Source organism: Pseudomonas sp. KH_046_1 (genome assembly GCF_057839025.1).
The window spans coordinates 4525001-4548413 of record NZ_CM174481.1; the positions used below are offsets into that span (position 1 = coordinate 4525001).

Sequence of the window (23413 nt, forward strand, 5' to 3'; positions counted from 1 at the left end):
ACCCAAGGGATACAAGGTCATCGCCAAATCGGGAGATGCCGTGGAAGAGCCCGGCGATTATCCGTTCGGCCTCAATCCTGCGGGTTATACCAGCCGCAGTATGATTGTCATCTGCAAATAGGCAGGGCTGTCGCGTCAGGTTCTCGGACTTGCGATCTGACGGCCGATTTCCTCGTAGCTGGACTTCAGCACTGTGCGCTGGATATCCGGGCTAGCCAGCATGCGCGCCACGACCAGCGCGCCAATACATTGCGACAGAATCGCCCACGCCAGGCTGTCGCTTTGCAGAACACCCGCCCAACGTTCCTGAAGCCGACAAATCCAGTGCTCTGCCTGTTGGCGGACAGTCACGTCGGAACGGGCAATTTCCGCCCCCAATGCCGGCAATGCACAACCGGTCTCCGGATTCTCGACGTGAGACATACTCAGGTACTGTTTCAAGCAGCGCTCAAGCTTGTCACGGTCCTGCCCCTCCCCCAGTCGCGTCAGGCTTTGCCCCAACTCACGCTCGACTATGCTTGCGAACAACTCGTCTTTCGACGAGAAGTGGCTATAGAAGGCGCCGCCACTCAAGCCAATCGCTTTCATCAGGCCGTCCACGCCCACCGTTGAAAATCCGGACTTCTTGGCCGATACCGCACTGCTTTCCAGCAGCTTTTGCCTGGTTTCCAGCTTGTGACTGGCCGAATAACGCATTGTCCTTCCCCCCTGGATTGCTCGCCTTGACGTCTGTCGAATCATAGCATAACGTTCGTTTAGTTAACGATCGTTTACCAAAAGGGATCTACCCATGAATAACAAGAAGGTCGTACTGGTCGTCGGTGCAGGTGATGCCACGGGCGGCGCCATTGCCAAGCGTTTTGCCCAGGAGGGTTTTGTCGCCTGCGTCACCCGCCGCAGTGCGGACAAACTCCAGCCACTGGTGGATGCCATCAAGGCCGATGGTGGCGAGGCCCACGGTTTCGCCTGCGATGCCCGCAAGGAAGACAATGTGGTGGCACTGGTCGAGCAGATCGAAAGCGAGATCGGCCCCATCGAGGCGTTCGTGTTCAACATCGGCGCCAACGTGCCGTGCAGCATTCTCGAAGAAACCGCCCGCAAATATTTCAAGATCTGGGAAATGGCCTGTTTCTCGGGGTTTCTCAACGCCCGGGAAGTGGCCAAACGCATGGCCAAGCGCCAGCGGGGCACGATCCTGTTCACCGGTGCCACTGCAGGCCTCCGTGGCGCAGCCGGGTTCGCCGCATTTGCCGGTGCCAAGCACGGCATTCGTGCACTGGCGCAAAGCATGGCCCGAGAGCTCGGCCCGATGAATATTCACGTTGCCCATGTCGTCGTCGACGGCGCCATCGATACCGATTTCATCCGCGACAGCTTCCCAGAGAAATACGCGACCAAGGATCAGGACGGCATCCTCGACCCCGAACACATTGCCGAGAATTACTGGTACCTGCACAGCCAGCCCCGCGACGCCTGGACTTTCGAGCTGGACCTGCGCCCCTGGAGCGAACGCTGGTAAGCCCTCCCCTACAACAATAAGCAGAGTGCACCGAACATGAGCAAAACCGTGGAATTCCTTTTTGACCTGGGCAGCCCCACCACTTACCTGGCGTATACCCAGCTACCGGCAATCTGTGAGCAAACCGACAGCCAGCTGATCTACATCCCGATCCTGCTCGGCGGTGTGTTCAAGGCCACCGGCAACGCCTCCCCGGCGACCATTCCGGCCAAGGGCCGCCACATGATTCAGGACCTCGACCGTTATGCCCGGCGCTACGGCGTGCCACTGAAGTTCAATCCGCATTTCCCGATCAACACCCTGGTGCTGATGCGTGCCGTGACCGGCATTCAGCTGCACCATCCCGAGCGTTTTGTCGCCTTCATTGACTGCCTGTTCAAGGCCCTGTGGGTCGACGGCCGCAACCTCAATGACCCGGCAACCGTGGCCGCGGTGCTGAGCGGCAACGGTTTCGATCCCAATGAGGTGCTGGCACTGACCGCCGACGAAACAGTCAAGGCAACGCTCAAGGACAACACCGAGAAAGCAGTGCAGCGCGGCGTATTCGGCGTACCAAGCATGTTTGTCGATAACCAGCTGTACTTCGGCCAGGATCGACTGGACTTCGTAATCGAGGCCCTGAGTTAAATATCGACCACCAACCGCCCCTTTGCCGCTCCCGACAAGAGTAGTTCATGGGCGGCTTCTGCCGATTCCAGCGTGAACGAGTGCGGGTCAAGCAATGGCGCGATCTTGCCCGCCTCGATCAACTGCGCCGCCTCGTGCAGAATTTCGCCGTGATGCTCACGCCCCTTGCCGGTCAGGAGCGGCAGCAAAGTGAAGACACCGGAGTAAGTCGCCCCGCGAAAGGAAAGCGGTGCCAGGCTGTGCTGCCCCCACCCCAGGCAACTGAGCACATGACCGTGATACATCCGTGCCGCCTCGAATGACGCATCCAGCGTTTCACCCCCCACTGTGTCATAGACAATGTCGAAGCCCTCACCGGCCGTGTGCTCGGCCACATAGTCTTCAACCGAAGACTTGCGGTAATCGATAAACGTCGCGCCGAACCCTTCGATAATCGACTGCTGTCCGGCAGAACCCGTGGCAAAAACTTCTGCGCCAAAAGCGCGGGCAATTTGCACCGCGACATGGCCAACGCCACCGACGCCGCCATGAATCAATACCGTCTGCCCGGATCGAACGCGCGCCCGGTCCACCAGGCCTTCCCAAGCCGTAATAAGCACCAGCGGCAATCCGGCAGCCTCCCGCATGCTCAAATTGTGCGGCTTGCGAGCCAACAGTCGCGCATCGACCGTCGCGTATTCGGCCAACGAACCTTGAATACCGCCAATACCGGTGGCCATGGCATACACCTCGTCCCCCGGCAACCAGCCACTGACACCCTCCCCCAACGCCTCCACGGTTCCGGCCAGATCCATCCCCACTATCGCCGGCAATGGTTGAGCCGCATGGGCCGCCTGCCCGGAGCGGATTTTGCCGTCCAGCGGATTGACACCGCTGGCCTTGATCCTGACCAGTACCTGCCCCGCCTGCGGCACGGGCCGTGCAATGGAAACCAAACGTAACGGCGCATTGGCCGAGTCGACCATCAGAGCGCGCATATTCAGTGAGTCAGTCATTTCGCCATGCCCCATCAGAAGTGGATGTGGGACCATCTTGACTCGCTCAATTCATGCCGATAAGACGCCATATCGCTATAGTGACCATTCCACTACAGCATCAATGAGCGATCCCGTGGACAAACTCAATGCAATGGCGATTTTCGTGCGGGTGGTCGAACGGGGCAGTTTTTCCGCGGTTGCCCGGGAGTTGCAGACCAGCCAGCCGACCATCAGTAAAGTGCTGCAGGCACTGGAAACCCGACTGGGCGGAAAGCTGATTGCCCGCAGTACCCGCAAGCTGTCCCTGACGAACGAAGGTCAGCGCTATTACAACGAATGCCGACTCATCCTCGCCGCCGTGGACGCGGCGGAACATAGCTTTCAATCCGGTCGGGAAAGGGTCGCCGGACCGTTGAAAATCGGCTCGTCGGTCAGTTTCGGACGCTTGCAGATCGCCCCCCGCTTGCCGGACTTTCTCAAACACTACCCTGACGTACAGATCGACCTGCAACTGAGCGATCAAAACCAGGATCTGGTCAGCGAAGGGCTGGACGTCACTTTCCGGATCGGAGCCCTGAACGACAGTGGCCTGATCGCTCGCCTTGTCGGTAGCACCCACCGTGTGACCGTCGCCTCCCCTGACTACCTCAGGCAAAACGGCCAACCGCAGACACCGAAGGAACTGGGCGGGCACAACTGCCTGATGTTCAACCTGTTGAGCAGTCAAAACCTGTGGCTGTACACAAAAGACGCCCAACGCCACGAAGTGCGGATCAAGGGCAATGCGCAGAGCAACAATTCCGAGGCGATCCGCGAAATGGTGCTGGGGGGATTGGGGATTGCACTGTCACCGGTGTGGCTATTCAGCGAAGATCTGAGCGCCGGCCGGGTGAGCGCGATTTTGCAGGACTACAGTACGTTGTCGCTACCAATTTATGCCGTATCCCCGGCGAATCGTCGCCAATCCGCCAGGGTCAAAGCCTTTGTCGACTACATGGCTCAAGCGCTGGAAAAAGCACCTGAGCTTCACATCAGATAGCCGCAGTACGGGTATTCAGCCACTCCAGTGCAGCACCTTCGACCAACGGACTCAGGCGCTCGCGCACTTCGGCGTGGTAGGTGTTGAACCACTGCTTTTCCTCGTCCGACAGCAGCGAGGTTTCCAGGCAGCGCGTATCGATCGGGCACAGGGTCAGCGTTTCGAACTTGAGGAACTCGCCGAATTCGCTTTTGCCTGCCTCTCGGTTCATCGCCAGGTTTTCGATCCGCACACCCCAACGACCCGGACGATAGGTGCCCGGTTCAATGGACGTGATCATGCCGGGTTGCATCGCGGTTTGCGGTGCAGGTGCGGCCTGATAAGCGATGACTTGCGGACCTTCGTGGACGTTCAGGAAGTAACCGACGCCATGACCGGTGCCGTGACCGTAGTCGACACTTTCCGCCCAGATGGGCGCACGGGCGATGGCATCGAGCAGCGGCGACAGGATGCCTTTCGGGAACTGCGCACGGGACAAGGCAATCACGCCCTTGAGCACGCGGGTGCAATCGCGTTTTTGCTCATCGGTCGGTGTGCCCACCGCAACCATCCGCGTGATGTCGGTGGTGCCGCCCAGGTACTGGCCGCCGGAGTCGATCAGCAACAGACCGTCCCCTTCGATCACCGCATGTTCTTCTTCGGTGGCGTGGTAGTGCGGCATCGCGCCATTGGCGTTGAACGCGGCGATGGTGTTGAAACTCAGCGACACATAATCCGGACGGCGCTCACGGGCGGCGGTGAGCTTTTCGTCGATGGTCAGTTCGGTGATGCGCTCGCGCCCCAGCGCCGAGTCCAGCCAGGCGAAAAATTCGCACAGCGCTGCGCCGTCCTGTTCCATGGCCTGACGAATGTGTTCGGCATCGGCCAGGCTTTTTTGCGATTTGGCCAGGGTGGTCGGGTTCAGGCCTTCGATCAGCTTCACCCCGCTGTTCAGGTTGTCCAGCAACCCCGCCGTGACCCGCGTCGGGTCGACTTGCAGGCTCGCACCGCTCGGCACGGCGCGCAGTGCGGCGGCGACTTCGCTGTAATCGCGCAAGGTCACGCCGTCCTGTTCGAGGATGGCGCGCAGCTCGGCGCTGACTTTGCTCAAGGCGACAAACAGCGTGGCCTGCTGTTGATTGATCAAGGCGAAAGAAACAAACACCGGGTTGAACGACACGTCGCCGCCACGCAGGTTGAACAGCCAGGCGATGTCATCCAGGGTGGCGATGAAATGCCAGTCGGCACCCCGCGCCTGAAGGGTTTCACGCAGTTTGGCGAGTTTTTCGCCACGGCTGACAGTCGCCTGTGGTGGCAAGTGCTGATAGATCGGTTCGTTCGGCAGGCCTGGGCGGTCGCTCCAGACGCCGCTCAGCAGGTCGATGTCGGTGCGCAGGCGAGCGCCACGCTCTTCAAGTTTACCGCTCAGGGTCCGTGCCGAAGCCACGGCCATGACCGCGCCATCGACCGCGACAACGCCGCCCTCGGGGGTTTGCTCGGCCAGCCATTCCAGTGGCCCGGGTTGACCCGGTTGCAGCTTGACCAGATCAATGCCGCTGCCCTTGAGTTCCTTGGTCGCCTGCTCCCAATAACGGCTGTCGGCCCAGACGCCGGCAAAGTCCGGGGTCACGATCAGGGTGCCGACCGAACCATGGAAGCCCGACAACCACTGGCGCCCCTGCCAGTAACCCGGCAGGTATTCGGACAGGTGCGGGTCGGCCGACGGCACCAGCAAGGCGTGAATGCCCTCCCGGCTCATCAGTTCGCGGGTTTGCGCCAGGCGCTGGGGCACCGATCCATTGATCGAAAGCTGCGTATTCATCGTGTCTCCTGCTAACCACTTCATCATTATTGTTGAGTGCCGATCAATGTCGGCGCTTCGTCGCCCTATTGCCAGAATGCCGGAGCACTGGCGCAGGCTGCCTTGATCAGTTGAACCGCCTGGTCGATGTCCTGCTCGGTGGTGAAACGCCCGAGGCTCAAGCGGATGGTGCGGCCGGCCGAGCGGGCATCGTGCCCCAGGGCCAGCAGTACATGGGATGGGGTATTGCTCGCGGAATTGCAGGCCGAGGTCGCAGAAAATGCGATCGATGCCAGCAACGCCGCCGGGTTGAACTCGCCTTCGTCGAAGGTCAGGCTCAGGGTATGGGGAATGCGCCGGGTCGGGCTGCCGTTGAGACGCACGCCGGGAATGCTCTGCAATTGCTCGAGCAAGCGTTCACGCAAACGCACGATGGTGGCTTTCTCTTCATCGAACGCAGCCGCCGCCAGTGCAAAGGCCGCGCCCATGGCCACGATCTGATGGGTCGCCAGCGTGCCGGAACGCAAACCGCCCTCATGCCCGCCGCCATGGATCTGCGCCTGCAAACGCTGTTGTGCACGTGGGCCGACGTACAACGCACCAATGCCTTTGGGGCCATAGAGCTTGTGCGCGGAAAACGACATCAGGTCCACCGGCCACTGCGCGAGATCGATCGCCACTTTGCCCGCGCCCTGTGCGGCGTCGACATGGAACAACGCCCCGCGATCACGCACGACCTGACCGATGGCGGGAATGTCGTTGAGGGTGCCCAGCTCGTTGTTGACCAGCATCAGCGACACCAGGAAGGTGTCCTCGCGCATGGCTTCGCTGACCGCTTGCGCGGTGATCAGGCCATCGGCGTCCGGCACCAGATACGTCACTGCGATACCGGCATCCTGCAGTTGCCTGGCGGTATCGAGAATGGCCTTGTGTTCGATCTGGCTGGTGATGATATGGCCGCCGCCAGTACTGCGGGCCTGGGCCACGCCTTTGAGCGCAAGGTTGTTGGATTCTGTGGCGCCGGAGGTCCAGACGATCTGCCCGGGCGTCGCGCCGACCAGTTCGGCGACCTGGTGTCGCGCCTGTTCGACCGATTGCCGGGCCTGCTGGCCGAAGACGTGGGAGCTGGAGGCCGGGTTGCCGAAATTGCCGGTAAAGCCCAGACACTCGACCATCACCTTGATGACCCGCTCATCCACCGGCGTGGTGGCGGCGTAATCGAAATACAACGGACGTTTATTCATAAAAGACTCGCAGAGCGTGTTCCGGGATCAGGAAGCTCGTGACTGCAAACGGCAAAACGCAGCCTTGTGAGCTGCGCGCTGTTTTCAGAACGCTACCAATACCTGATCGGATGCCGTTAAAGAAGAATTACTTCATTTAAAAGTGCGTAGGAACGCTCCTGAAAAGTCAGCTTAACAGGCATCGGGCAACCGGTTGAAGCAATGCGTCAGCTAAAGCTTTCGAGCAACAGCGGATACAGCGAACCCACGAGCAGTGCGGCCATGCCCCAATTGAACAGGCGCAGCCAGCGGCGATCCTTCAGAACATTGCGCAACAGCGTGCCGCAAGCGGCCCAGACACCGACGCTCGGCAAGTTGATGATCGCAAAGACGGCCGCGATCACGATCACATTCGTGAAGTAACCCTGCATCGGCGTATAGGTACTGATAGCGCCAATGGCCATGATCCAGGCCTTGGGATTGACCCACTGGAACGCGGCGGCGCCCAGATAGCTGATCGGTTTCGCCTCGCCCTTCTGATTCTCCGACATGGGCCCGGAATGGGCGATTTTCCACGCCAGATACAGCAAATACGCCGCCCCTACATAACGCAGCACGGTGTAGAGCACAGGGTAAGTCTGGAACACCGCGCCAAGGCCGAAACCGACCGCCACCACCAGTACGAAGAAGCCACAAGTGATACCGAGCATGTGCGGGATCGTGCGGTTGAAGCCGAAGTTCACCCCGGAGGCCAGCAACATGGTGTTGTTCGGGCCGGGTGTGATCGAGGTGACGAGAGCAAACAGGGCGAACCCCAGCAGCAGGTCGAGTGAGAGCGTCATGGGTGGCAATCCGTCAGGGTCGGTCAGGTGTTGACCCTATCGCACACCCTGGAGGAAACCCATGGACAGTTAGGCAAAACTTGGAGCAGTACAGTTTCGCCTCAGCTTGGACGACCGTGAAGCTGTACAGATCGCCCGACGTTCATTTCACCCTGGTTGTCGAAGTTGAACGACTTTTGCGGTTGGCCGAGCAGTTCAGCTTTTTTCGCGTGGTATTCGTCGAAGGACAAACCGCGGCGGTTCAGCGCCTCCAGTGCCAGTTCCTTGCTTTCTTCAGCCGTGTAAGGCCGAAGCTCCGGGGAAACATGGCTGGCACATCCGGCGAGTACGGAGACGGCGAGCATCAGCAAAGTGGCAATCATCGGTTTCATTTTGGCGTCCTGGCGACTGGGTTCGAGGCAATGAACACAGGCTACTCGCGCCTCCCGGGCAGCAGAAATCAACGCTTTCAATAGTGGCTATCAAGAAACGGCGATCATTGTCGATGTGCTGGGAGAACGCGGCCCGGGAGTGCACTGGTTGGAACCGACTTGATGGCACTTGAATGGCGCTACTGCTCGTCGGGCACTCGGTGAGGCGAAAGACACTGGCCTATATTTATTCGGTCGTACAACGGCACAGGTACTTTCTATTCACAAAACAGGAACAGGGAGATCCATCATGAGCGTCAAACCCATTCCAGAGGGGTATCACAGCGTCACCCCCTATCTGGGCATCAACAAAGCCGCCGAAGCCATCGCCTTCTACAAAAAAGCCTTTGGCGCCATTGAAATCATGCGCCTGGACATGCCCGATGGCGGTGTCGGCCACGCCGAACTGCGCATCGGCGATTGCCCGATCATGCTGGGCACACCGTGCGATCAAGGGCCGCTGAGCAACCCGGACAATTCGCCGTCCGTGGGTCTGCATTTGTACGTGACGGATGTCGACAAGTCCTACAAACAGGCGATCGATGCCGGCGCAACCGTTGTATCGGAGGTCAAGGATCAGTTTTACGGCGACCGTTCAGGGACCTTGAAGGATCCCTACGGGCACCTGTGGTTCCTGGCCACGCACAAGGAAGACCTGACTCAGGAACAGATTGAGCAACGGGCCAAGGAGATGTTTGCCCAGGGTTGAAATCCCGGGTGCTGGAGCGGGCCTCTTCGCGAGCAGGCTCGCTCCCGCCGGGGCCCCGCCTTCAACAGCACCGCCGACTTGCTGATCACTTGCGCAAGCATGCCCGCCATTGACCTGTCGGCAATGAGAAACATTTTCTTTCATTTCCCCTTTCGGGATTTCCCCTGCTCATCCGTCCTACATAGATGCAGTCCTTTCGCGTAGGCAAAAGCCACGATCGGACCTTCAGGGCGCTCATCCCTGCGAAGCCCGCAGCCGAGCTGCCTCTCATCGAGCCAAGACCTCCAACATGTTAAAGAAGTCCCGTTCAAAAATCTGGTTCCTGGTCCATAGCTGGCTGGCATTGCCGATCTGGTTTTTCGTGCTGATCGTGTGTGTGACCGGAACCCTGGCCGTCATCAGCCAGGAGATCGTATGGCTGGCCAACCCGCCAATGCGCGCCAGCCAACCCTCGGACGATGCTCCGCTGCTCAGCTACCAGCAGGTCATCGAGGCCATCAACAGGGCCGAACCGCAGACCGTGGTGCAGAGCATCAGTCGCCCCGACGAATCGCACTTCGCCCTGGATGTCGAAGTCAGCTACCCCGACGGGCGCTCGGTGGTGATTTATGTCAATCCGTACAGCGGCGTGATCCAGGGCATCGCGCCGGAGTTCAACTTCCGCGCCTTTACCCGCGCCCTGCACGCTTGGTGGCTGGTGCCGTTCACCAATGGTTACAGCTGGGGCTGGTACCTGGTGTCGTTTCTCGGCTTGCCATTGCTGGCGTCGCTAATTACCGGTTTGGTGGTCTACAAACGCTTCTGGAAAGGCTTCTTCCGCCCGACCCTGCGCATTCGCCACGGCGCGCGGATTTTCTGGGGCGACTTTCACCGCTTGAGCGGCATCTGGTCGATCTGGTTCATCGCGGTGATCTCCGTCACTGGCACCTGGTTCCTGATCCAGGCATTGCTGTCCGATAACCAGATTTCCATTTCCACGGAAAAGATCATCCCGGCGATGTCCCGCGAAGCGGTGCCACTGTCAGCCGATGGCTCGCCCCCGCCGCGTATCGACCTCGACCGCGCGGTTGAAATCGCCACACAGGAAATCTCCGGGCTGGAGGCCAGTTTCGTCAGTCTGCCGGGCAATGCCTACAGCCATCTGGATGTCGGTGGACGCGGTTGGTACCCGTTGATGTTCCAGACCGCCACGATCAACCCGTACAACGGCGAAATCGCTGCCTCGCGCCTGATCTCGGACCGTTCGGCCCTGGAGTTCGTCACTGAGTCCATGCGCCCGCTGCACACCGGCGATTTCGGCGGACTGTGGATCAAACTGATCTGGGCGTTCTTCGGCCTGTTGCTGAGCATGATGGTGCTCAGCGGCCTGCTGATCTGGACCAAGCGCACGGCGCTGGCCACCGCCAATGCCTTCAAACGCAGTAACAAGAAACAGCGCGACACCGCGGCGCAACCGGCCACGAACCACGAAGTGTCGGAGGTCGACCTGTGAGCCAAGACATTGCAGCCCCGCAACCCTCGCGCCTGAGTGTGTTCTGGCACAGATGGCGCTTTCACCTGAACGTCCTGTTGCTGCTGATCCCACTCGGTTTCATGCCCAAGTACTTCGCCGACGAGGCATTGATGCGCGGCGACAGTGGCCTTGGCGAACGGGAGGTCGGCGAAGTCCGGGTCGGCCCCTGGAGCCTGCGCCTGGCGGAACTGCGCAACTCAGCCCCGATGCTCGAAGGCCCCGCCGGCTACATGAAGGGTTTCAACGCCGCGTTGTGCGAGGCCTGTATCGGCCAGGTCAAGGCCACTTACCTGCGCATCGGCAAGCCCCGAAGCCTGCGCGCCGCCGGGGTGATTTTCTTCGGTGCCCCGTACCGCATGGGCGCTTCGCTGCCCGTCCCGGAAAAGACCACGGCCGACGCCGAACTGTGGATCACCATGGAAGGCTGGGACGGCGCCATGCATCAGGCATCCATTCCTTTGAGCCAGGCTTCCCCCGCCACCATCGCCTGGTTGAACAAACAAGGAGGCAAACCATGATCAACCCTCTTCGCTCGCTCAACCCCCTGTTGCTGGTGCTCTGCGCCGGTTTCAGTGCCAGCGCCCTGGCCCACAACCCGATGTGCGAATGCAAGGCCATCGACGCCGAACAGATCAAGTGCACCGGCGGTTTTTCCGACGGCAGCGGCGCTCCGGGCGTGACCCTCGATGTGATCGGCTACGACGAAACCATTCTGGTGCCGGGTAAGCTCGGGCCTGATTCGACCCTGACCTTCAAGAAGCCCGGCGCCGAGTTCTATGTGCTGTTCGATGCCGGCCCCGGTCACGTCGTGGAAATCGACCAAGCGGACATCGAGGCACCATGAGCACTCCAACGACCCAAGTTGTGCGCCCGGCCGGGGCCGGTCACGAAACCCTCTACGTTCTGCTGCTGTGCCTGATGATCTTGGCGGTGGCCGGCTCGGTGGTGCTCTGGCGTGGTGAATCCCATGAGGTGAGCAGTGTCAGCAGCCATCAACTGGATGCGCGCCGTGACCTCAGTGCATCCGAGCAAGGTATCTACGCCGATTTGCGGGTGACGCTGGACGAGATTCATTTGTTGCGCCAGGAACAGCAAGCGCTGCCGACTCCCGAGGCCCTCGCCGGGGAAGGATTTGCCCCGTTTTCCCAGGATGCCAGCTCCGTCAGCCGGGGCGGCCATGCCTGGCAATTGCTCGACGCCAAGGCCTATTTCGGCCAGAGCCAGACGCCGACGGTCGCCGGTTCATTCCTGATGCGCCTGGCCGCAGCCAATGATGCGCCGGACATCTGGCTCAACCGCGCCAGCAAGCTCACGGCACCGGCCGACCTCAGCGACGCCGCGCTCGAAAGCGCCGGTTGGCAGCAGGTCGTCGCCCAATTCGATGCCGGCGTAACCCGCCAGCACCGGCACTGAACCCTCGCCTTTATCCGAGAGAAGACCGCTTTCCCATGCCCAATTCATCTCACCGTTGTTTTTTGCGCCTGCTGCTGGTCGGCCTGCTCGCCTGCCTGCTGCCATCACTGGCCAGCGCCGACGAAGCCAAGCGCCTGCGCATCGGCATCACCCTGCATCCTTACTACAGCTACGTGGCGAACATCGTCGGCGACAAGGCCGAGGTGGTGCCGCTGATTCCGGCCGGTTTCAATCCGCATGCCTACGAGCCCCGCGCCGAAGACATCAAGCGCATCAGCGGGCTGGACGTGATCGTGCTCAATGGCGTCGGTCATGATGATTTCGCCGATCGCATGATCGCCGCCAGCGAAACCCCAAAGGTCCCGGTGATCGAAGCCAACGAAAACGTGCCGCTGCTGGCTGCCACCGGCGTGGCCGCACGCGGTGCCGGCAAGGTGGTGAACCCACACACCTTCCTGTCGATCAGCGCCTCCATCGCCCAGGTCAACAACATTGCCCGGGAGCTGGGCAAGCTCGATCCGGTCAATGCCAAGACCTATACCGAAAACGCCCGCGCCTACGGCAAGCGCCTGCGCAAGATGCGCGCCGATGCCCTGGCCAAACTGACCCAGGCACCGAACGCCGAACTGCGGGTGGCAACCGTGCACGCGGCCTACGACTACCTGCTGCGTGAGTTCGGACTGGAAGTGACAGCCGTGGTCGAACCGGCCCACGGTATCGAACCGAGTCCGAGCCAGCTGAAAAAAACCATCGATCAACTGCGTGAACTGGACGTGAAGGTGATCTTCTCGGAGATGGACTTTCCTTCTACTTACGTCGACACCATCCAGCGCGAATCCGGGGTGAAGCTGTATCCGCTGTCGCACATTTCCTACGGCGAATACACCGCCGACAAGTACGAAAAGGAAATGACCGGCAACCTCAATACCGTGGTGCGGGCGATTCAGGAGTCGGGCGCATGACATCGAAAGAAACCATCCTGGCCGATGCAGAATCCCCTGTGGGAGCGAGCCTGCTCGCGAAGGCGCCCACCAGTCTGTCAGCATCATCGTCAACTGACACACCGCATTCGCGAGCAGGCTCGCTCCTACAGAGTTCGGGGCCGACTCTGGATTTTGCCGACATCAGCCTGACCCTCGGGCGCACGACGATCCTCGACAAGGTAACCTTCCAGGTCCGCCCCGGCAGCGTGCACGCGCTGGTCGGCCCCAACGGCGGTGGCAAGAGTTCGCTGATCAAGACCCTGCTCGGGCAAATGCCGCACCAGGGTCGCTTGAGCCTGCAGTGGCCTGCGGTGCCTGGGACCATCGGCTATGTGCCACAGGCGCTGGAGTTCGACCGGGGCTTGCCGATGACCGTCGACGATTTCATGGCCGCCATGTGCCAGCGTCGCCCGGCCTTTCTGGGGCTGAGCAAACACTACGCAACGGCGATTGGCGAGGCGCTGGAGCGGGTCGGCATGCAGGACAAACGCAAGCGCCGCATGGGCGCGCTGTCCGGTGGCGAACGGCAACGGGTGTTGCTGGCCCAGGGGCTGATTCCGCCTCCGCAATTGCTGGTGCTCGACGAGCCGATGTCCGCCCTCGATGAGGCCGGCATCCGGGTGTTCGAACGCTTGCTCGGCGACTGGCGTGCGGCGGGCATCACCGTGCTGTGGATCGAGCACGACCTGGAGGCGGTCGGGCGCCTGGCCGATCACGTCACCGGGCTCAATCGCCGGGTGCTGTTCGACGCCACGCCGCAACAGGCGCTGACACCGGAGCGTCTGTTGACCCTGTTCTCGACCCACCCACGGAGCCTTGCCTGATGAGTTACGAAGCTTTTCGCCTGATGGTCCAGGGCTGGGCGTCGTCGGGTTATCTGCCCGAGGCGCTGGCCTATGGATTCGTGGTCAACGCCTTGATCGCCGGGCTGCTGATCGGCCCGGTGCTGGGCGGCCTGGGCACGCTGGTGGTGGTCAAGCGCTTCGCGTTTTTCTCCGAGGCGGTCGGTCATGCTGCACTGACTGGCGTGGCCATCGGCATTCTACTCGGCGAACCCTACACCGGGCCTTACGGCAGCCTGTTCGGCTACTGCCTGCTGTTCGGCATCCTGCTCAACTACCTGCGCAACCGCACCGGCCTGGCGCCGGACACCTTGATCGGTGTGTTTCTCTCGGTGTCGCTCGCCCTGGGCGCGAGCCTGCTGCTGATTCTGGCGGGCAAGATCAACGTGCATATTCTGGAAAACGTGCTGTTCGGCTCGGTGCTGACGGTCAACGGCAATGACCTGCTGGTGCTGGCCATCGTCGGTTCGCTGGTCATGGCCCTGGCCTTGCCTTTGTACAACCGCATCATGCTCGCCAGTTTCAATCCACAACTGGCGGCGGTACGCGGGGTGGCGGTGAAAACCCTGGATTACCTGTTCGTGATTCTGGTGACGCTGATCACCGTCGCCGCCGTCAAGGTCATCGGCGCGATTCTGGTCGGCGCCCTGCTGGTGATTCCGGCCGCCGCGGCACGCCTGCTCAGCCAATCGCTGAAGGGCTTTTTCTGGTGTTCGGTGCTGATCGCCACCGTCAGCACCCTGTGCGGGATTCTCGCGCCGATCGTCTTTGACCTGCCGATCCCGTCCGGTGCCGCGATCATCCTCGTGGCCGGTATCGCCTTCGCCCTGGCCGCCCTCGCGCGCGGCGTTGTCCCCAGCCTGAAAGGGAACCTTGGATAAATGATTTTTTCACTGCGCCAACTGACCCTCGCCATTGCCCTGTGCGGGCTGGCGACAACGGCCATCGCCGCCGACAACGGCAAACCGCTGCGTGTACTGGCCTCTTTGCCGATTACTTATGGGCTGGGTGAAGTCTTGCTCAAGGGCACCGATGTCAGCCTCGAACGTGCGGCCCCGGCCAACTTGCCCGGCAGCCGCCAGACCGCCTACTTCACCGGCCGTGGCGCCCCGGCGCTGGCCAAGCTGGCGAACGATACCGATGCGGTGATCGGCCTGCGCTCACTGTGGCCGGATGACCCGTTGTACCCGATCTCCCGGCGCAGCAACATCCGCATCGTCGAAGTCGACGCCGCCCGCCCGGTGGACGGCGCCCTGCCCGGCATAGCCCTGCAGCCCGACAACAAGGTCGACGGGCTGAACAGTCAGCCGTGGTTCTCCAGCAATAACATGGGGCGCATGGCCAATGTGATGGCGGCGGATCTGGTACGTCTGGCTCCCGAGGCCAAGCCGAAAATCGACGCCAACCTGGCAGCGTTCAAGCAGCGTTTGCTTAAGCTCAGTGCCGCCAGCGAGGCGCGGCTGGCCAGCGTGGACAACCTCAGTGTGATGAGCCTCAGCGATCACTTCGGCTACCTGATCGGCAGTCTCAATCTGGAATTGATCGACCAGGACGCACGCGCCGATGCCGAGTGGACACCGGAGGCGCTCACGCAACTGGCCACGACGCTCAAGGACAATGACGTGGCGGTGGTGCTGCATCACCGGCAGCCGTCGGATGCGCTGAAAGCGGTGATTGCCGGGTCGGGTAGCCGGTTGGTGGTGTTGAGTACCGATGCCGAGGATCCGGTGGCGGAACTGGAGGGGAATGTGGATCTGGTCATCAAGGGGCTTAGTGGCGTGTAACCTCGGCTGGACCGCGTTATCGTTCTTCGCGAGCAAGCTCGCTCCCACAGGGGACTTGTGTCGCGCCATAAATCCAATGTGGGAGCGAGCCTGCTCGCGATAGCGGCCTTACAGACAACACAAATGCACGACATGAAAAAGCCCGCTGACTGTCACCAGTCCAGCGGGCTTCTTTTTGCATGACGGATCAGTGCGCCACAGCCGCCTGCTCGTCCATTTTCTGCCGCAGGCTCAACGGGCGCATGTCGGTCCAGGTTTCTTCGATATAGGCCAGGCATTCCTTTTTCAGCCCGCTTTTGCCCACGGTGCGCCAGCCTTGTGGCACGGCTTTGTAGTCGGGCCAGATCGAGTATTGCTCTTCGTGGTTGACCACGACCTGAAAGAGGATGTCCTCGCGGTCGAATACTGACGTCATGGTGTCTCTCCATCGTTATCGGGCGGGCTGCGCCGTGTGCGCAGCCGTTATGTAGAAAGAACGTTCCGCAGGGCGGAAAATTTAAGGATTGGCAGTGGCGGCGGCCAGGGCCCGGCCGAAGATTTCGGCCACGCGATCGATCTGCGCAGCAGTAATCACCAGCGGCGGCAGGAAGCGCACCACCGCGCCATGGCGGCCACCGAGTTCCAGGATCAAGCCACGCTTGAGGCATTCGCGCTGCACCAGGGGTGCCAGGCGGGCGAAGGCCGGCGGATGGCCTTGGGCGTCCAGCGCGCCTGTCGGGTCGACCAGTTCGACGCCGAGCATCAAGCCACGCCCGCGAATGTCACCCAGTTGCGGGAAGTCCCGCTGCAGGATGCGCAGGTGCTCGGCCAGACGCTCGCCCATCGCGGCGGCATGCTCGCAGAGCTTGTGTTCGACCAGATAACGCATCACCGCGGAACCGGCGGCCATGGCCATCTGGTTGCCACGGAACGTCCCGGCATGGGCGCCCGGCAGCCAGGTGTCGAGCCAGTCGCGATAGACCACCACCGCCAGCGGCAGGCTGCCGCCGATGGCCTTGGACATCACCACCACATCGGGAATGATCCCGGCATGCTCGAAGGCGAACATCCTGCCGGTGCGGGCGAAGCCACTCTGGATTTCATCGACGATCAACGCGACGCCAGCCTGCTCGGTGATCCGCCGCAGACCGCGCAACCAGTCCAGATCCGCCGGGATCACCCCGCCCTCGCCCTGCACCACTTCCACGATCACCGCCGCCGGCAATTGCACGCCGGCCTCGGGATCGTTGAGCAGGTTTTCCAGGTAACTCAGATTGGCTTTGACCCCCTGCGCGCCGCCAAGCCCGAACGGGCAGCGGTAATCGTAAGGGTACGGCATGAACTGCACGCCGCTGCCGAGCAAGGCGCCCAGAGGCTTTTTCGGCCCCAGGCTGCCCATCAGGCTCAACGCGCCCTGACTCATGCCGTGGTAACCGCCCTGGAACGACAGCACGGTGCTGCGGCCGGTGGCAGTACGTACCAATTTCAGCGCGGCTTCCACGGCGTCGGTGCCGGTCGGGCCACAGAACTGGATCTTCGCTTCAGCGGCCAGGGCAGGCGGCAGCAGACCGAACAGATCCTGGACGAACTGGTCCTTGACCGGGGTGGTCAGGTCCAGGGTGTGCAACGGCAGTTCATCGGCCAGCACCTGCTGGATGGCTTCGATCACCACCGGGTGGTTGTGCCCCAAGGCCAGGGTTCCGGCTCCGGCCAGACAATCGATGAAGGTTCGGCCTTCGACATCTTCGACGTAGATGCCCTTGGCGCGCTTGAGCGCCAGGGGAATGCGCCGTGGGTAGCTGCGGGCATTGGATTCCTGCCGGCTCTGACGGGCGAGCAATGGCGATTCGTTGAATTGATAAAGCGTCTCGGCGGGCGTCGCCGGCTGCTCTTCGATAAGGCTGGTAGCGACTGACATCTCTCGACCCCTCAATACGCTGTGGATAGTGACCAAAACTGCACACCGGGCAGGTGCGCGTTCCGGTCACGGGGCGCACTTGTCAGGTTTTCCTGTTCTGGAAACGCATCAGCGCTGGAAGGATTTAGGCGGATGGAAAGAAGTTGCAGTCGATGGTAAACACAGTTCCCCTGTGGGAGCGGGCTTGCTCGCGAAGAGGCCATCACATTCAACATCTATGTCGACTGTTACGCCGCCTTCGCGAGCAAGCCCGCTCCCACAGGGTATGGTGGTGTATTTCAGACCGGTTGCAGTGGCATCGTCAGCTCAACCCGCAAGCCGTCCGGCCGGCTATCGAAATGCAGCGTGCAACCGCAACGCTGAACGATGGCCTGGACAATCGCCAGCCCCAGACCACAACCGGTGCTCTGGCCGTTGCGCCAGAAACGCTGGGTCAGGTGTTGCAGATCTTCTTCGGCAATCCCCGGCCCATGGTCGCGCACCACGAACTGCACACGATTGCCGGTGGTTTCCAGGCTCAACTCCACCGTTTTGTCGGCGGGGGTATGGCGCAGTGCGTTGTCGAGCAAGTTGCGCAGCGCGGCAATCGACAGCACGGCGGGCATTTGTACCGGCGCGGCGGAAACCTTGCCCGGTGCCTGAAACCTGATGCGCTGGCGATCGCCGCTCGCCGCGTCCTGGATCGCCAGTTTCGCCACTTGCTCGGCGTTGCATTGCACACCGTCGTCAAACGACAGACTGCCCTCGACGCGCGCCAGCAACAGCAATTGCTCAAGTGTGCGGTGCATGCGGTCGGCGCCCTCTTCGGCCCGGGCCAGGGACTGATCCCGGGCGCTGCCGTCAGTCATCCGCGCCACTTGCAGGTGGGTCTTGATCGCGGTCAGCGGGCTGCGCAGTTCGTGGGCCGCGTCTCCGGTCAGGCGCCGTTCGCGCTCGATGGTCTTGCCGATGCGCTGGAGCAACTGGTTCTGGGTTTCCAGCAAGGGTTGCAGTTCGCTGGGCAGCGGCTGGATCTGCAAGGGTTCGAGGGAGTCTGCACTGCGGCGCATCAAGGCGTCACGCATGCGGTTGAGCGGCGCCAGCCCCTGGCCGATACCCAGCCAGAGCAAACACAGGCAACCGAGCAGCGCCACGCCCACCGGCACCGAAGCGGCCAGCAGGATCGACATGTTCAACGCCTCGCGCTCGATCTGCCGATCGGCGGTGGTGATGCGCAGATCGCCCCGGGCCAGTGTAAAGCTGCGCCACGGCGCGCCGTCGATCATCTGATCGTGAAAACCGAGTTTCTCGGCCTCCAGGGTCTGCTGCGGCTCGGTATGGCTGCGGGCGAGGATTTCACCGCGCAACGAGCTGACCTGACAGGCCATGCCGCCCGGAATGTTCAGCTGTTCGGCACTGAAGTGGGTGCCCTCGCCCTTGCTCGGCACGGGCGGCAGTTGCTCCATCAGGCCGGCGACCATGCGTGCCGAGGCCACCAGGCGCTGGTCGAGGGAAAACATCATTTGATTGCGCAAATCACTGAGCATCCAGGCCGCGGCCAGGGCCCAGATCAAGGCAAAGGCGGCGCCGAGCGTCAGGCTCAGGCGCAAACGCAGGCTCATCACTTCGATTCTTCTCCGCCATCAGCCGGCCCCAGGCGATAGCCCAGGCCGCGCACGGTCTCGACAATGCCGTTGCCGAGCTTGCGCCGCAGGTGATGGATATGGACGTTGAGGGCGTTGCTTTCCAGCTCGTCGTTGAAACCGTAGACGCTGTCCTTGAGTTGCTCGGTGGACAACACGCGACCACGGTTATGCAGCAAGGCCTGCAGCAATGACTGCTCGCGACGCGAGAGGTCCACCGGCTGCCCCGCGAGCGTGGTTTCGCGGCTGCTCGGGTCGTAGGTCAGGGCGCCATGCTCGATCAGGTTGACGCTGCGCCCCGCCACCCGCCGTAACAGCGTGTGCAAGCGTGCAGCGAGTTCACGCAAGTCAAACGGCTTGAGCAGATAGTCGTCGGCGCCGGCTTGCAGGCCATCGACGCGGTCGGTGACCGAGTCCCGGGCGGTGAGGATCAAGACCGGCAACTCCAGGCCTTGATGGCGCAACTGCTGCAGCAGCTTGAGGCCATCTTCGTCCGGCAATCCGAGGTCGAGCACCATCACGTCGAACTCCGCCACCTTGAGCATCGCCCGGGCGGCGGACGCCGTGGCGACGTGTTCCACGGTCAGGCCCTGGGCGGTCAGGCCGGCGACGATACCGCTGGCGATCAATTCATCGTCTTCGCAAACCAGTACGTGCATGGGGAGCCTCGTAGAAATAAAGCCTATTAAGCCGTTGACCGATTAAGTCGACATTATGCCGCAAGCGCCACCGCCACAAGGCCGGGGCGGTTAATCATCGGTTAATCGCCACCCGCCACTGTGCACCTCATTAGCACAGGGCAAAGGCTTATCCATGCGTCGTCTGTTTTTACTTTTTACTCTCTTGATCGCGGGCCTGGCCCAGGCGGGAACCAATCCGTTCGACACCAAACCTGAATTTCTCCCGGTTGATAAAGCCTTCACGTTTACCTCTGAACGCCTGGAATCCGGTGAAACCCAGCTCTATTGGCAGATCACCGACGGCTATTACCTGTACCAGAAACGCTTGAAGTTCGACGGATTGCCTGTCGGGCAGCATCCCGCGTTGCCGGAAGGCGAAGCCCACAGCGACGAGTTTTTCGGTGAACAGCAAGTCTACCGCCAGGGCCTTGAACTGAAAATTCCGGCTGGCGCGAGCGGTCAGGTCAAGGTCAGTTACCAGGGCTGTGCCGATGCCGGTTTGTGTTATCCGCCGCAAACCAGGGCCGTGGACCTGGGCAATACCATTGCGCTGAATGCGGCCACTGAAGCACCGGACCAGGCGCTGGCCAGCGGCCTGCAACAACGGGCGCTGGGCTGGAGCCTTTTGCTGTTCTTCGGCCTGGGCCTGTTGCTGGCCTTCACGCCTTGTTCATTGCCGATGCTGCCGATTCTGGCCGGGTTGATCGTCGGCAGCGGCGCCACGCCCAAACGTGGATTCGCCCTGGCCAGCAGTTACGTGGTCAGCATGGCGCTGGTGTATGCGGCGATGGGTGTCCTGGCCGCCTCCCTCGGGGCGAACCTGCAAGCCTGGTTGCAGAACCCCTGGCTGCTGGGGAGTTTCGCGGCGATTTTCGTGCTGCTGGCGCTGCCGATGTTCGGCTTTTTCGAACTGCAACTGCCGGTGGCCGTGCGTGATCGCCTGGAAAACGTCTCGCGCAATCAACGCGGCGGCAACCTTCTCGGCGCCGGGGTGTTGGGGGCGCTGTCCGGTCTGCTGGTCGGCCCGTGCATGACTGCACCGCTGGCCGGCGCCCTGCTCTACATCGCGCAAAGCGGTAACGCGGTGCATGGCGGCTTGATTCTGTTCGCCATGGGTATCGGCATCGGTGTGCCGCTGCTGTTGCTGGTGACCGTCGGCAATCGCTTCATGCCCAAGCCTGGCGCCTGGATGAATCTGGTCAAAGGCATTTTCGGCTTCTTGTTCCTCGCCACCGCATTGTTGATGCTGCGCCCGGTGCTGGATGAATCCCTGTGGGTGGGCTTGTGCGGTGCGCTGCTGTTGATCGCGGCCTACAGCGCCTGGAAACAGTCGGAAGGTTTTGGCCGTATCGCGCACCTGTTTGGCGCCAGTTCGCTGTTGCTCGGTTTGTGGGGTGGCCTGTTGGTGATCGGTGCGGCCGGTGGCGGCGATGATCCGTTCAAGCCATTGCAGGTCTACCGCACCTCGAACCAGGCTGTGGCCGCCGTGCCGGTTGGCCACGATGCCTTCACCACCATCAAGGATCCGCAGGCACTGCAACGGGAACTCGACGCCGCGCAGGCTCAGGGCCAGTGGGTGCTGCTGGACTACTACGCCGACTGGTGCGTGTCGTGCAAGGTCATGGAAAAACAGGTCTTCGGCAAAACCCGTGTCCTCGAAGCCTTGAGCGATGTGCGCTTGCTCCGACTGGACGTCACCGCCGACAATACCGCCAGCCGCGAACTGCTCGGCCGTTACAAAGTGCCAGGGCCACCGAGCCTGCTGTGGATTGGCGCGGACGGTGAAGAGCGGCGCAGCCAGCGCATCACCGGCGAGGTCGATGCCGATACTTTCCTGCAACGCTGGACCGACACCCGAGACGCCCGTTAATGCTGACCTTCACCCTCGGCACCTTTGCCATCGCGCTTAATCACCTACTGTTGATCAGTGCGCTGGCGCTGGCCACTTTTGTCGGCTGGCGGGTGGCCAAGCGTGGCGGTGACAACCCCGAGTCGGTACTGTTCAGCCTGTTTCTACTGGGCATGCTGGCGGCCAGAATCAGTTTCGTGGCGGTCTATTGGGTGCACTATCGCAATGATCCGTGGCAGGTCATCGACCTGCGCGATGGCGGTTTTCTCGCCTTGCCGGGGGTGGTCGTGGTTTTGCTCGCCACGCTGTATCGCGGCTGGCGTCGCCCGGGTCTGCGCCGTCCATTGGGCTTTGGCGTAGCCAGTGGCCTGGCGTTCTGGCTGTTGGCGACGTTCTCCCTGTCGATTTATGAACAAGGCACACGCTTGCCGGAAATCGCCCTGCGCAACGCCGCCGGTGAAACCGTGCAACTGGCCGACTACAAGGGCGGCCCGTTAGTGATCAATCTCTGGGCCACCTGGTGCCCGCCGTGCCGCCGGGAAATGCCGGTGCTGGAAAACGCCCAGCAACAACGGCCGGACCTGACGTTCCTGTTCGTCAATCAGGCGGAAAGTATGCAAAGCGTCGCGACCTTTCTGGAAACCCAGGGCCTGAGCCTGTCCAACGTGCTGTTCGACGGCAGCGGGCGTCTGAGCCAGGCCGTCGGTTCCATGGCATTGCCGACTACGCTTTTCTACAACCCCGAGGGTCGCCTGCTGGGCAGCCATCTGGGCGAATTGTCGGAAGCCAGCCTGGCCCGCGCACTGGAAAACTTCGACACCGTACCCGCCACCTCTTCAAGGAAATTGCCATGCCCCGCCTCCGCCACCTGCTGACCCTGAGCCTCGGTGCTGCCCTGTTGCACCTGCCATCGGTGCAGGCCGAAGAGTTGCCCGATGCGATCAAGAAAATCGAGGCCAAGGGCGCGAAAATCGTCGGCCAGTTCGACGCCCCCGACGGCTTGCGCGGTTATGCCGCGCAATACCAGAATCGCGGCATGGCGCTGTACCTGACCCCGGATGGCAAACACGTGTTGCTGGGCAACCTGTATGACGCCGAAGGCAATGACCTGAGCAGCGCGCCATTGCAGAAACTGGTGTATGCCCCGATGGCCAAGGAAGTCTGGGCCAAGTTCGAAACCAGCAACTGGATCGGCGACGGCAAGAAGGATGCGCCGCGCGTGGTGTACCTGTTCAGCGACCCGAACTGCCCGTACTGCAACATGTTCTGGGAACAGGCCCGGCCATGGGTCAAAGCCGGCAAGGTGCAGTTGCGCCACATCATGGTGGGCATCATCCGCGAAGACAGCCCGGGCAAATCCGCTGCACTGCTCGCGGCCAAAGACCCGGAAAAAGCCCTGCAGGACCACGAGGGCGCTGGCAAAGACAGTTCGCTCAAGGCCTTGAAGGAAGTGCCGCCGGCGATTCAGGCAAAATTCGCGGCCAACATGCAATTGATGGAAGAGCTTGAGCTGCAGGCTACGCCGGCGATTTTCTACATGGACGACAAGGGCAATCTGCAACAGCAGCAAGGCGCGCCGTCGCCGGACAAACTGGCGAAGATTCTCGGGCCGAAGTAAGCAAGATCAAAAGATCGCAGCCTTCGGCAGCTCCTATAGAGACCATTCGATTCCTGTAGGAGCTGCCGAAGGCTGCGATCTTTTTC

At 61.7% G+C, this 23413-nt stretch carries 26 protein-coding genes (1 of these 26 only partly in view); 16 read left to right on the plus strand and 10 right to left on the minus strand.

Translation table 11 applies throughout. The features are described 5' to 3' along the window. Positions 1 to 121, plus strand: the end of a protein-coding gene (locus tag AC3IT9_RS20670) for a hypothetical protein (protein WP_150726366.1). It extends 161 nt beyond the left edge of the window; the window shows 121 of its 282 coding nt (coding positions 162-282); the start codon falls outside the window, past its left edge; its stop codon occupies positions 119 to 121. Between the two features lie 14 nt (positions 122 to 135). On the opposite strand, the gene AC3IT9_RS20675 is transcribed toward AC3IT9_RS20670, so the two are convergent. Next, entirely contained in the window at positions 136 to 696 is a 561-nt protein-coding gene (locus AC3IT9_RS20675; protein ID WP_489270907.1) for a TetR/AcrR family transcriptional regulator, read from the minus strand. 94 nt (positions 697 to 790) lie between these two features. Between AC3IT9_RS20675 and AC3IT9_RS20680 the strand changes: the two genes are divergently transcribed. Beyond that, positions 791 to 1519 carry an SDR family oxidoreductase gene (locus tag AC3IT9_RS20680; protein ID WP_489270908.1) on the plus strand — a complete coding sequence of 243 codons (729 nt, stop codon included), beginning with the start codon at positions 791 to 793 and terminating at the stop codon, positions 1517 to 1519. 36 nt (positions 1520 to 1555) lie between these two features. Continuing rightward, on the plus strand, positions 1556 to 2146 hold the full coding sequence (locus AC3IT9_RS20685) for a 2-hydroxychromene-2-carboxylate isomerase (RefSeq protein ID WP_489270909.1): 591 nt from the start codon (positions 1556 to 1558) through the stop codon (positions 2144 to 2146). Here the strand turns inward: AC3IT9_RS20685 and AC3IT9_RS20690 are convergent. Beyond that, positions 2143 to 3141: a zinc-dependent alcohol dehydrogenase family protein gene (locus tag AC3IT9_RS20690; protein WP_489270910.1), complete on the minus strand. Its 999-nt coding sequence runs from the start codon at positions 3139 to 3141 to the stop codon at positions 2143 to 2145. The genes AC3IT9_RS20685 and AC3IT9_RS20690 overlap by 4 nt on opposite strands. A gap of 103 nt (positions 3142 to 3244) precedes the next feature. Here AC3IT9_RS20690 and AC3IT9_RS20695 point away from each other — a divergent pair, with 103 nt between their 5' ends. Continuing rightward, the gene (locus tag AC3IT9_RS20695; protein ID WP_191628047.1) at positions 3245 to 4162 is read left to right on the plus strand and encodes a LysR family transcriptional regulator; all 918 of its coding nucleotides are present in this window, start codon (positions 3245 to 3247) and stop codon (positions 4160 to 4162) included. Here AC3IT9_RS20695 and AC3IT9_RS20700 read toward each other — a convergent pair. From AC3IT9_RS20700 to AC3IT9_RS20715, 4 genes are all read right to left on the minus strand, one after another. Beyond that, positions 4155 to 5963, minus strand: a complete 1809-nt coding sequence (locus AC3IT9_RS20700) for an aminopeptidase P family protein (protein ID WP_489270911.1) — start codon at positions 5961 to 5963, stop codon at positions 4155 to 4157. The genes AC3IT9_RS20695 and AC3IT9_RS20700 overlap by 8 nt on opposite strands. A 65-nt stretch (positions 5964 to 6028) precedes the next feature. Then, positions 6029 to 7186: a cysteine desulfurase family protein gene (locus tag AC3IT9_RS20705; protein ID WP_150726359.1), complete on the minus strand. Its 1158-nt coding sequence runs from the start codon at positions 7184 to 7186 to the stop codon at positions 6029 to 6031. Positions 7187 to 7392: 206 nt separating this feature from the next. Continuing rightward, positions 7393 to 8007 carry a LysE family translocator gene (locus AC3IT9_RS20710; protein WP_150726358.1) on the minus strand — a complete coding sequence of 205 codons (615 nt, stop codon included), beginning with the start codon at positions 8005 to 8007 and terminating at the stop codon, positions 7393 to 7395. Between the two features lie 101 nt (positions 8008 to 8108). Further along, positions 8109 to 8378, minus strand: coding sequence for a hypothetical protein (locus AC3IT9_RS20715; protein ID WP_150726357.1), 270 nt, complete (start codon positions 8376 to 8378; stop codon positions 8109 to 8111). A 289-nt stretch (positions 8379 to 8667) separates the two neighbouring features. On the opposite strand from AC3IT9_RS20715, the gene AC3IT9_RS20720 reads away from it, so the two are divergent. From AC3IT9_RS20720 to AC3IT9_RS20760, 9 genes are all read left to right on the plus strand, one after another. Next, positions 8668 to 9126: a VOC family protein gene (locus tag AC3IT9_RS20720; protein WP_057713877.1), complete on the plus strand. Its 459-nt coding sequence runs from the start codon at positions 8668 to 8670 to the stop codon at positions 9124 to 9126. 289 nt (positions 9127 to 9415) lie between these two features. Then, entirely contained in the window at positions 9416 to 10618 is a 1203-nt protein-coding gene (locus AC3IT9_RS20725) for a PepSY-associated TM helix domain-containing protein (RefSeq protein ID WP_489270912.1), read from the plus strand. Next, positions 10615 to 11157 carry a thiamine pyrophosphate-binding protein gene (locus AC3IT9_RS20730; protein ID WP_150759452.1) on the plus strand — a complete coding sequence of 181 codons (543 nt, stop codon included), beginning with the start codon at positions 10615 to 10617 and terminating at the stop codon, positions 11155 to 11157. The genes AC3IT9_RS20725 and AC3IT9_RS20730 overlap by 4 nt, the downstream gene beginning before the upstream one ends. Beyond that, positions 11154 to 11483, plus strand: coding sequence for a hypothetical protein (locus AC3IT9_RS20735; RefSeq protein ID WP_150755967.1), 330 nt, complete (start codon positions 11154 to 11156; stop codon positions 11481 to 11483). Before AC3IT9_RS20730 ends, AC3IT9_RS20735 begins: the two co-directional genes overlap by 4 nt. Further along, positions 11480 to 12052 (plus strand): DUF6162 family protein, encoded by a 573-nt coding sequence (locus tag AC3IT9_RS20740; RefSeq protein WP_150755968.1) that lies wholly within the window; start codon positions 11480 to 11482, stop codon positions 12050 to 12052. Before AC3IT9_RS20735 ends, AC3IT9_RS20740 begins: the two co-directional genes overlap by 4 nt. Before the next feature lie 35 nt (positions 12053 to 12087). Continuing rightward, positions 12088 to 13014 carry a metal ABC transporter substrate-binding protein gene (locus AC3IT9_RS20745; RefSeq protein ID WP_489270913.1) on the plus strand — a complete coding sequence of 309 codons (927 nt, stop codon included), beginning with the start codon at positions 12088 to 12090 and terminating at the stop codon, positions 13012 to 13014. Continuing rightward, on the plus strand, positions 13011 to 13859 hold the full coding sequence (locus AC3IT9_RS20750; protein ID WP_489270914.1) for a metal ABC transporter ATP-binding protein: 849 nt from the start codon (positions 13011 to 13013) through the stop codon (positions 13857 to 13859). Before AC3IT9_RS20745 ends, AC3IT9_RS20750 begins: the two co-directional genes overlap by 4 nt. After that, positions 13859 to 14758 carry a metal ABC transporter permease gene (locus AC3IT9_RS20755; RefSeq protein ID WP_056727050.1) on the plus strand — a complete coding sequence of 300 codons (900 nt, stop codon included), beginning with the start codon at positions 13859 to 13861 and terminating at the stop codon, positions 14756 to 14758. Before AC3IT9_RS20750 ends, AC3IT9_RS20755 begins: the two co-directional genes overlap by 1 nt. Then, positions 14759 to 15661 carry a metal ABC transporter substrate-binding protein gene (locus tag AC3IT9_RS20760; RefSeq protein ID WP_489270915.1) on the plus strand — a complete coding sequence of 301 codons (903 nt, stop codon included), beginning with the start codon at positions 14759 to 14761 and terminating at the stop codon, positions 15659 to 15661. A 187-nt stretch (positions 15662 to 15848) separates the two neighbouring features. Here AC3IT9_RS20760 and AC3IT9_RS20765 read toward each other — a convergent pair whose 3' ends face one another. The 4 genes from AC3IT9_RS20765 to AC3IT9_RS20780 all read right to left on the minus strand — a co-directional run bounded on the left by AC3IT9_RS20765 (position 15849) and on the right by AC3IT9_RS20780 (position 19839). Continuing rightward, positions 15849 to 16076, minus strand: a complete 228-nt coding sequence (locus AC3IT9_RS20765; protein ID WP_057713869.1) for an MbtH family protein — start codon at positions 16074 to 16076, stop codon at positions 15849 to 15851. Between the two features lie 81 nt (positions 16077 to 16157). Then, positions 16158 to 17558 (minus strand): aspartate aminotransferase family protein, encoded by a 1401-nt coding sequence (locus AC3IT9_RS20770; RefSeq protein WP_353741343.1) that lies wholly within the window; start codon positions 17556 to 17558, stop codon positions 16158 to 16160. 278 nt (positions 17559 to 17836) lie between these two features. Beyond that, positions 17837 to 19162 carry an ATP-binding protein gene (locus AC3IT9_RS20775; RefSeq protein WP_489270917.1) on the minus strand — a complete coding sequence of 442 codons (1326 nt, stop codon included), beginning with the start codon at positions 19160 to 19162 and terminating at the stop codon, positions 17837 to 17839. Further along, entirely contained in the window at positions 19159 to 19839 is a 681-nt protein-coding gene (locus AC3IT9_RS20780; RefSeq protein ID WP_008020398.1) for a response regulator, read from the minus strand. Before AC3IT9_RS20780 ends, AC3IT9_RS20775 begins: the two co-directional genes overlap by 4 nt. A gap of 154 nt (positions 19840 to 19993) precedes the next feature. On the opposite strand from AC3IT9_RS20780, the gene dsbD reads away from it, so the two are divergent. From dsbD to dsbG, 3 genes are read left to right on the plus strand one after another with little or no spacing between them, the layout of a single operon-like run. Next, entirely contained in the window at positions 19994 to 21730 is a 1737-nt protein-coding gene (gene dsbD, locus AC3IT9_RS20785; RefSeq protein ID WP_489270918.1) for a protein-disulfide reductase DsbD, read from the plus strand. Continuing rightward, positions 21730 to 22584 carry a TlpA disulfide reductase family protein gene (locus AC3IT9_RS20790; RefSeq protein WP_150726343.1) on the plus strand — a complete coding sequence of 285 codons (855 nt, stop codon included), beginning with the start codon at positions 21730 to 21732 and terminating at the stop codon, positions 22582 to 22584. The genes dsbD and AC3IT9_RS20790 overlap by 1 nt, the downstream gene beginning before the upstream one ends. Beyond that, the gene (dsbG, locus tag AC3IT9_RS20795; RefSeq protein ID WP_150755976.1) at positions 22560 to 23327 is read left to right on the plus strand and encodes a thiol:disulfide interchange protein DsbG; all 768 of its coding nucleotides are present in this window, start codon (positions 22560 to 22562) and stop codon (positions 23325 to 23327) included. The genes AC3IT9_RS20790 and dsbG overlap by 25 nt, the downstream gene beginning before the upstream one ends. Positions 23328 to 23413 lie beyond the last annotated feature (86 nt).

Coding starts and splice junctions, on each gene's coding strand:
- AC3IT9_RS20715 (WP_150726357.1), bottom strand. CDS start 8,378: ATGAAACCGATGATTGCCACTTTGCTGATGCTCGCCGTCTCCGTACTC.
- AC3IT9_RS20750 (WP_489270914.1), top strand. CDS start 13,011: ATGACATCGAAAGAAACCATCCTGGCCGATGCAGAATCCCCTGTGGGA.
- AC3IT9_RS20780 (WP_008020398.1), bottom strand. CDS start 19,839: ATGCACGTACTGGTTTGCGAAGACGATGAATTGATCGCCAGCGGTATC.
- AC3IT9_RS20755 (WP_056727050.1), top strand. CDS start 13,859: ATGAGTTACGAAGCTTTTCGCCTGATGGTCCAGGGCTGGGCGTCGTCG.
- AC3IT9_RS20700 (WP_489270911.1), bottom strand. CDS start 5,963: ATGAATACGCAGCTTTCGATCAATGGATCGGTGCCCCAGCGCCTGGCG.
- AC3IT9_RS20695 (WP_191628047.1), top strand. CDS start 3,245: ATGAGCGATCCCGTGGACAAACTCAATGCAATGGCGATTTTCGTGCGG.
- AC3IT9_RS20760 (WP_489270915.1), top strand. CDS start 14,759: ATGATTTTTTCACTGCGCCAACTGACCCTCGCCATTGCCCTGTGCGGG.
- AC3IT9_RS20790 (WP_150726343.1), top strand. CDS start 21,730: ATGCTGACCTTCACCCTCGGCACCTTTGCCATCGCGCTTAATCACCTA.
- AC3IT9_RS20765 (WP_057713869.1), bottom strand. CDS start 16,076: ATGACGTCAGTATTCGACCGCGAGGACATCCTCTTTCAGGTCGTGGTC.
- dsbG (WP_150755976.1), top strand. CDS start 22,560: ATGCCCCGCCTCCGCCACCTGCTGACCCTGAGCCTCGGTGCTGCCCTG.
- AC3IT9_RS20685 (WP_489270909.1), top strand. CDS start 1,556: ATGAGCAAAACCGTGGAATTCCTTTTTGACCTGGGCAGCCCCACCACT.
- AC3IT9_RS20720 (WP_057713877.1), top strand. CDS start 8,668: ATGAGCGTCAAACCCATTCCAGAGGGGTATCACAGCGTCACCCCCTAT.
- AC3IT9_RS20740 (WP_150755968.1), top strand. CDS start 11,480: ATGAGCACTCCAACGACCCAAGTTGTGCGCCCGGCCGGGGCCGGTCAC.
- dsbD (WP_489270918.1), top strand. CDS start 19,994: ATGCGTCGTCTGTTTTTACTTTTTACTCTCTTGATCGCGGGCCTGGCC.
- AC3IT9_RS20725 (WP_489270912.1), top strand. CDS start 9,416: ATGTTAAAGAAGTCCCGTTCAAAAATCTGGTTCCTGGTCCATAGCTGG.
- AC3IT9_RS20745 (WP_489270913.1), top strand. CDS start 12,088: ATGCCCAATTCATCTCACCGTTGTTTTTTGCGCCTGCTGCTGGTCGGC.
- AC3IT9_RS20705 (WP_150726359.1), bottom strand. CDS start 7,186: ATGAATAAACGTCCGTTGTATTTCGATTACGCCGCCACCACGCCGGTG.
- AC3IT9_RS20680 (WP_489270908.1), top strand. CDS start 791: ATGAATAACAAGAAGGTCGTACTGGTCGTCGGTGCAGGTGATGCCACG.
- AC3IT9_RS20675 (WP_489270907.1), bottom strand. CDS start 696: ATGCGTTATTCGGCCAGTCACAAGCTGGAAACCAGGCAAAAGCTGCTG.
- AC3IT9_RS20770 (WP_353741343.1), bottom strand. CDS start 17,558: ATGTCAGTCGCTACCAGCCTTATCGAAGAGCAGCCGGCGACGCCCGCC.
- AC3IT9_RS20735 (WP_150755967.1), top strand. CDS start 11,154: ATGATCAACCCTCTTCGCTCGCTCAACCCCCTGTTGCTGGTGCTCTGC.
- AC3IT9_RS20710 (WP_150726358.1), bottom strand. CDS start 8,007: ATGACGCTCTCACTCGACCTGCTGCTGGGGTTCGCCCTGTTTGCTCTC.
- AC3IT9_RS20690 (WP_489270910.1), bottom strand. CDS start 3,141: ATGACTGACTCACTGAATATGCGCGCTCTGATGGTCGACTCGGCCAAT.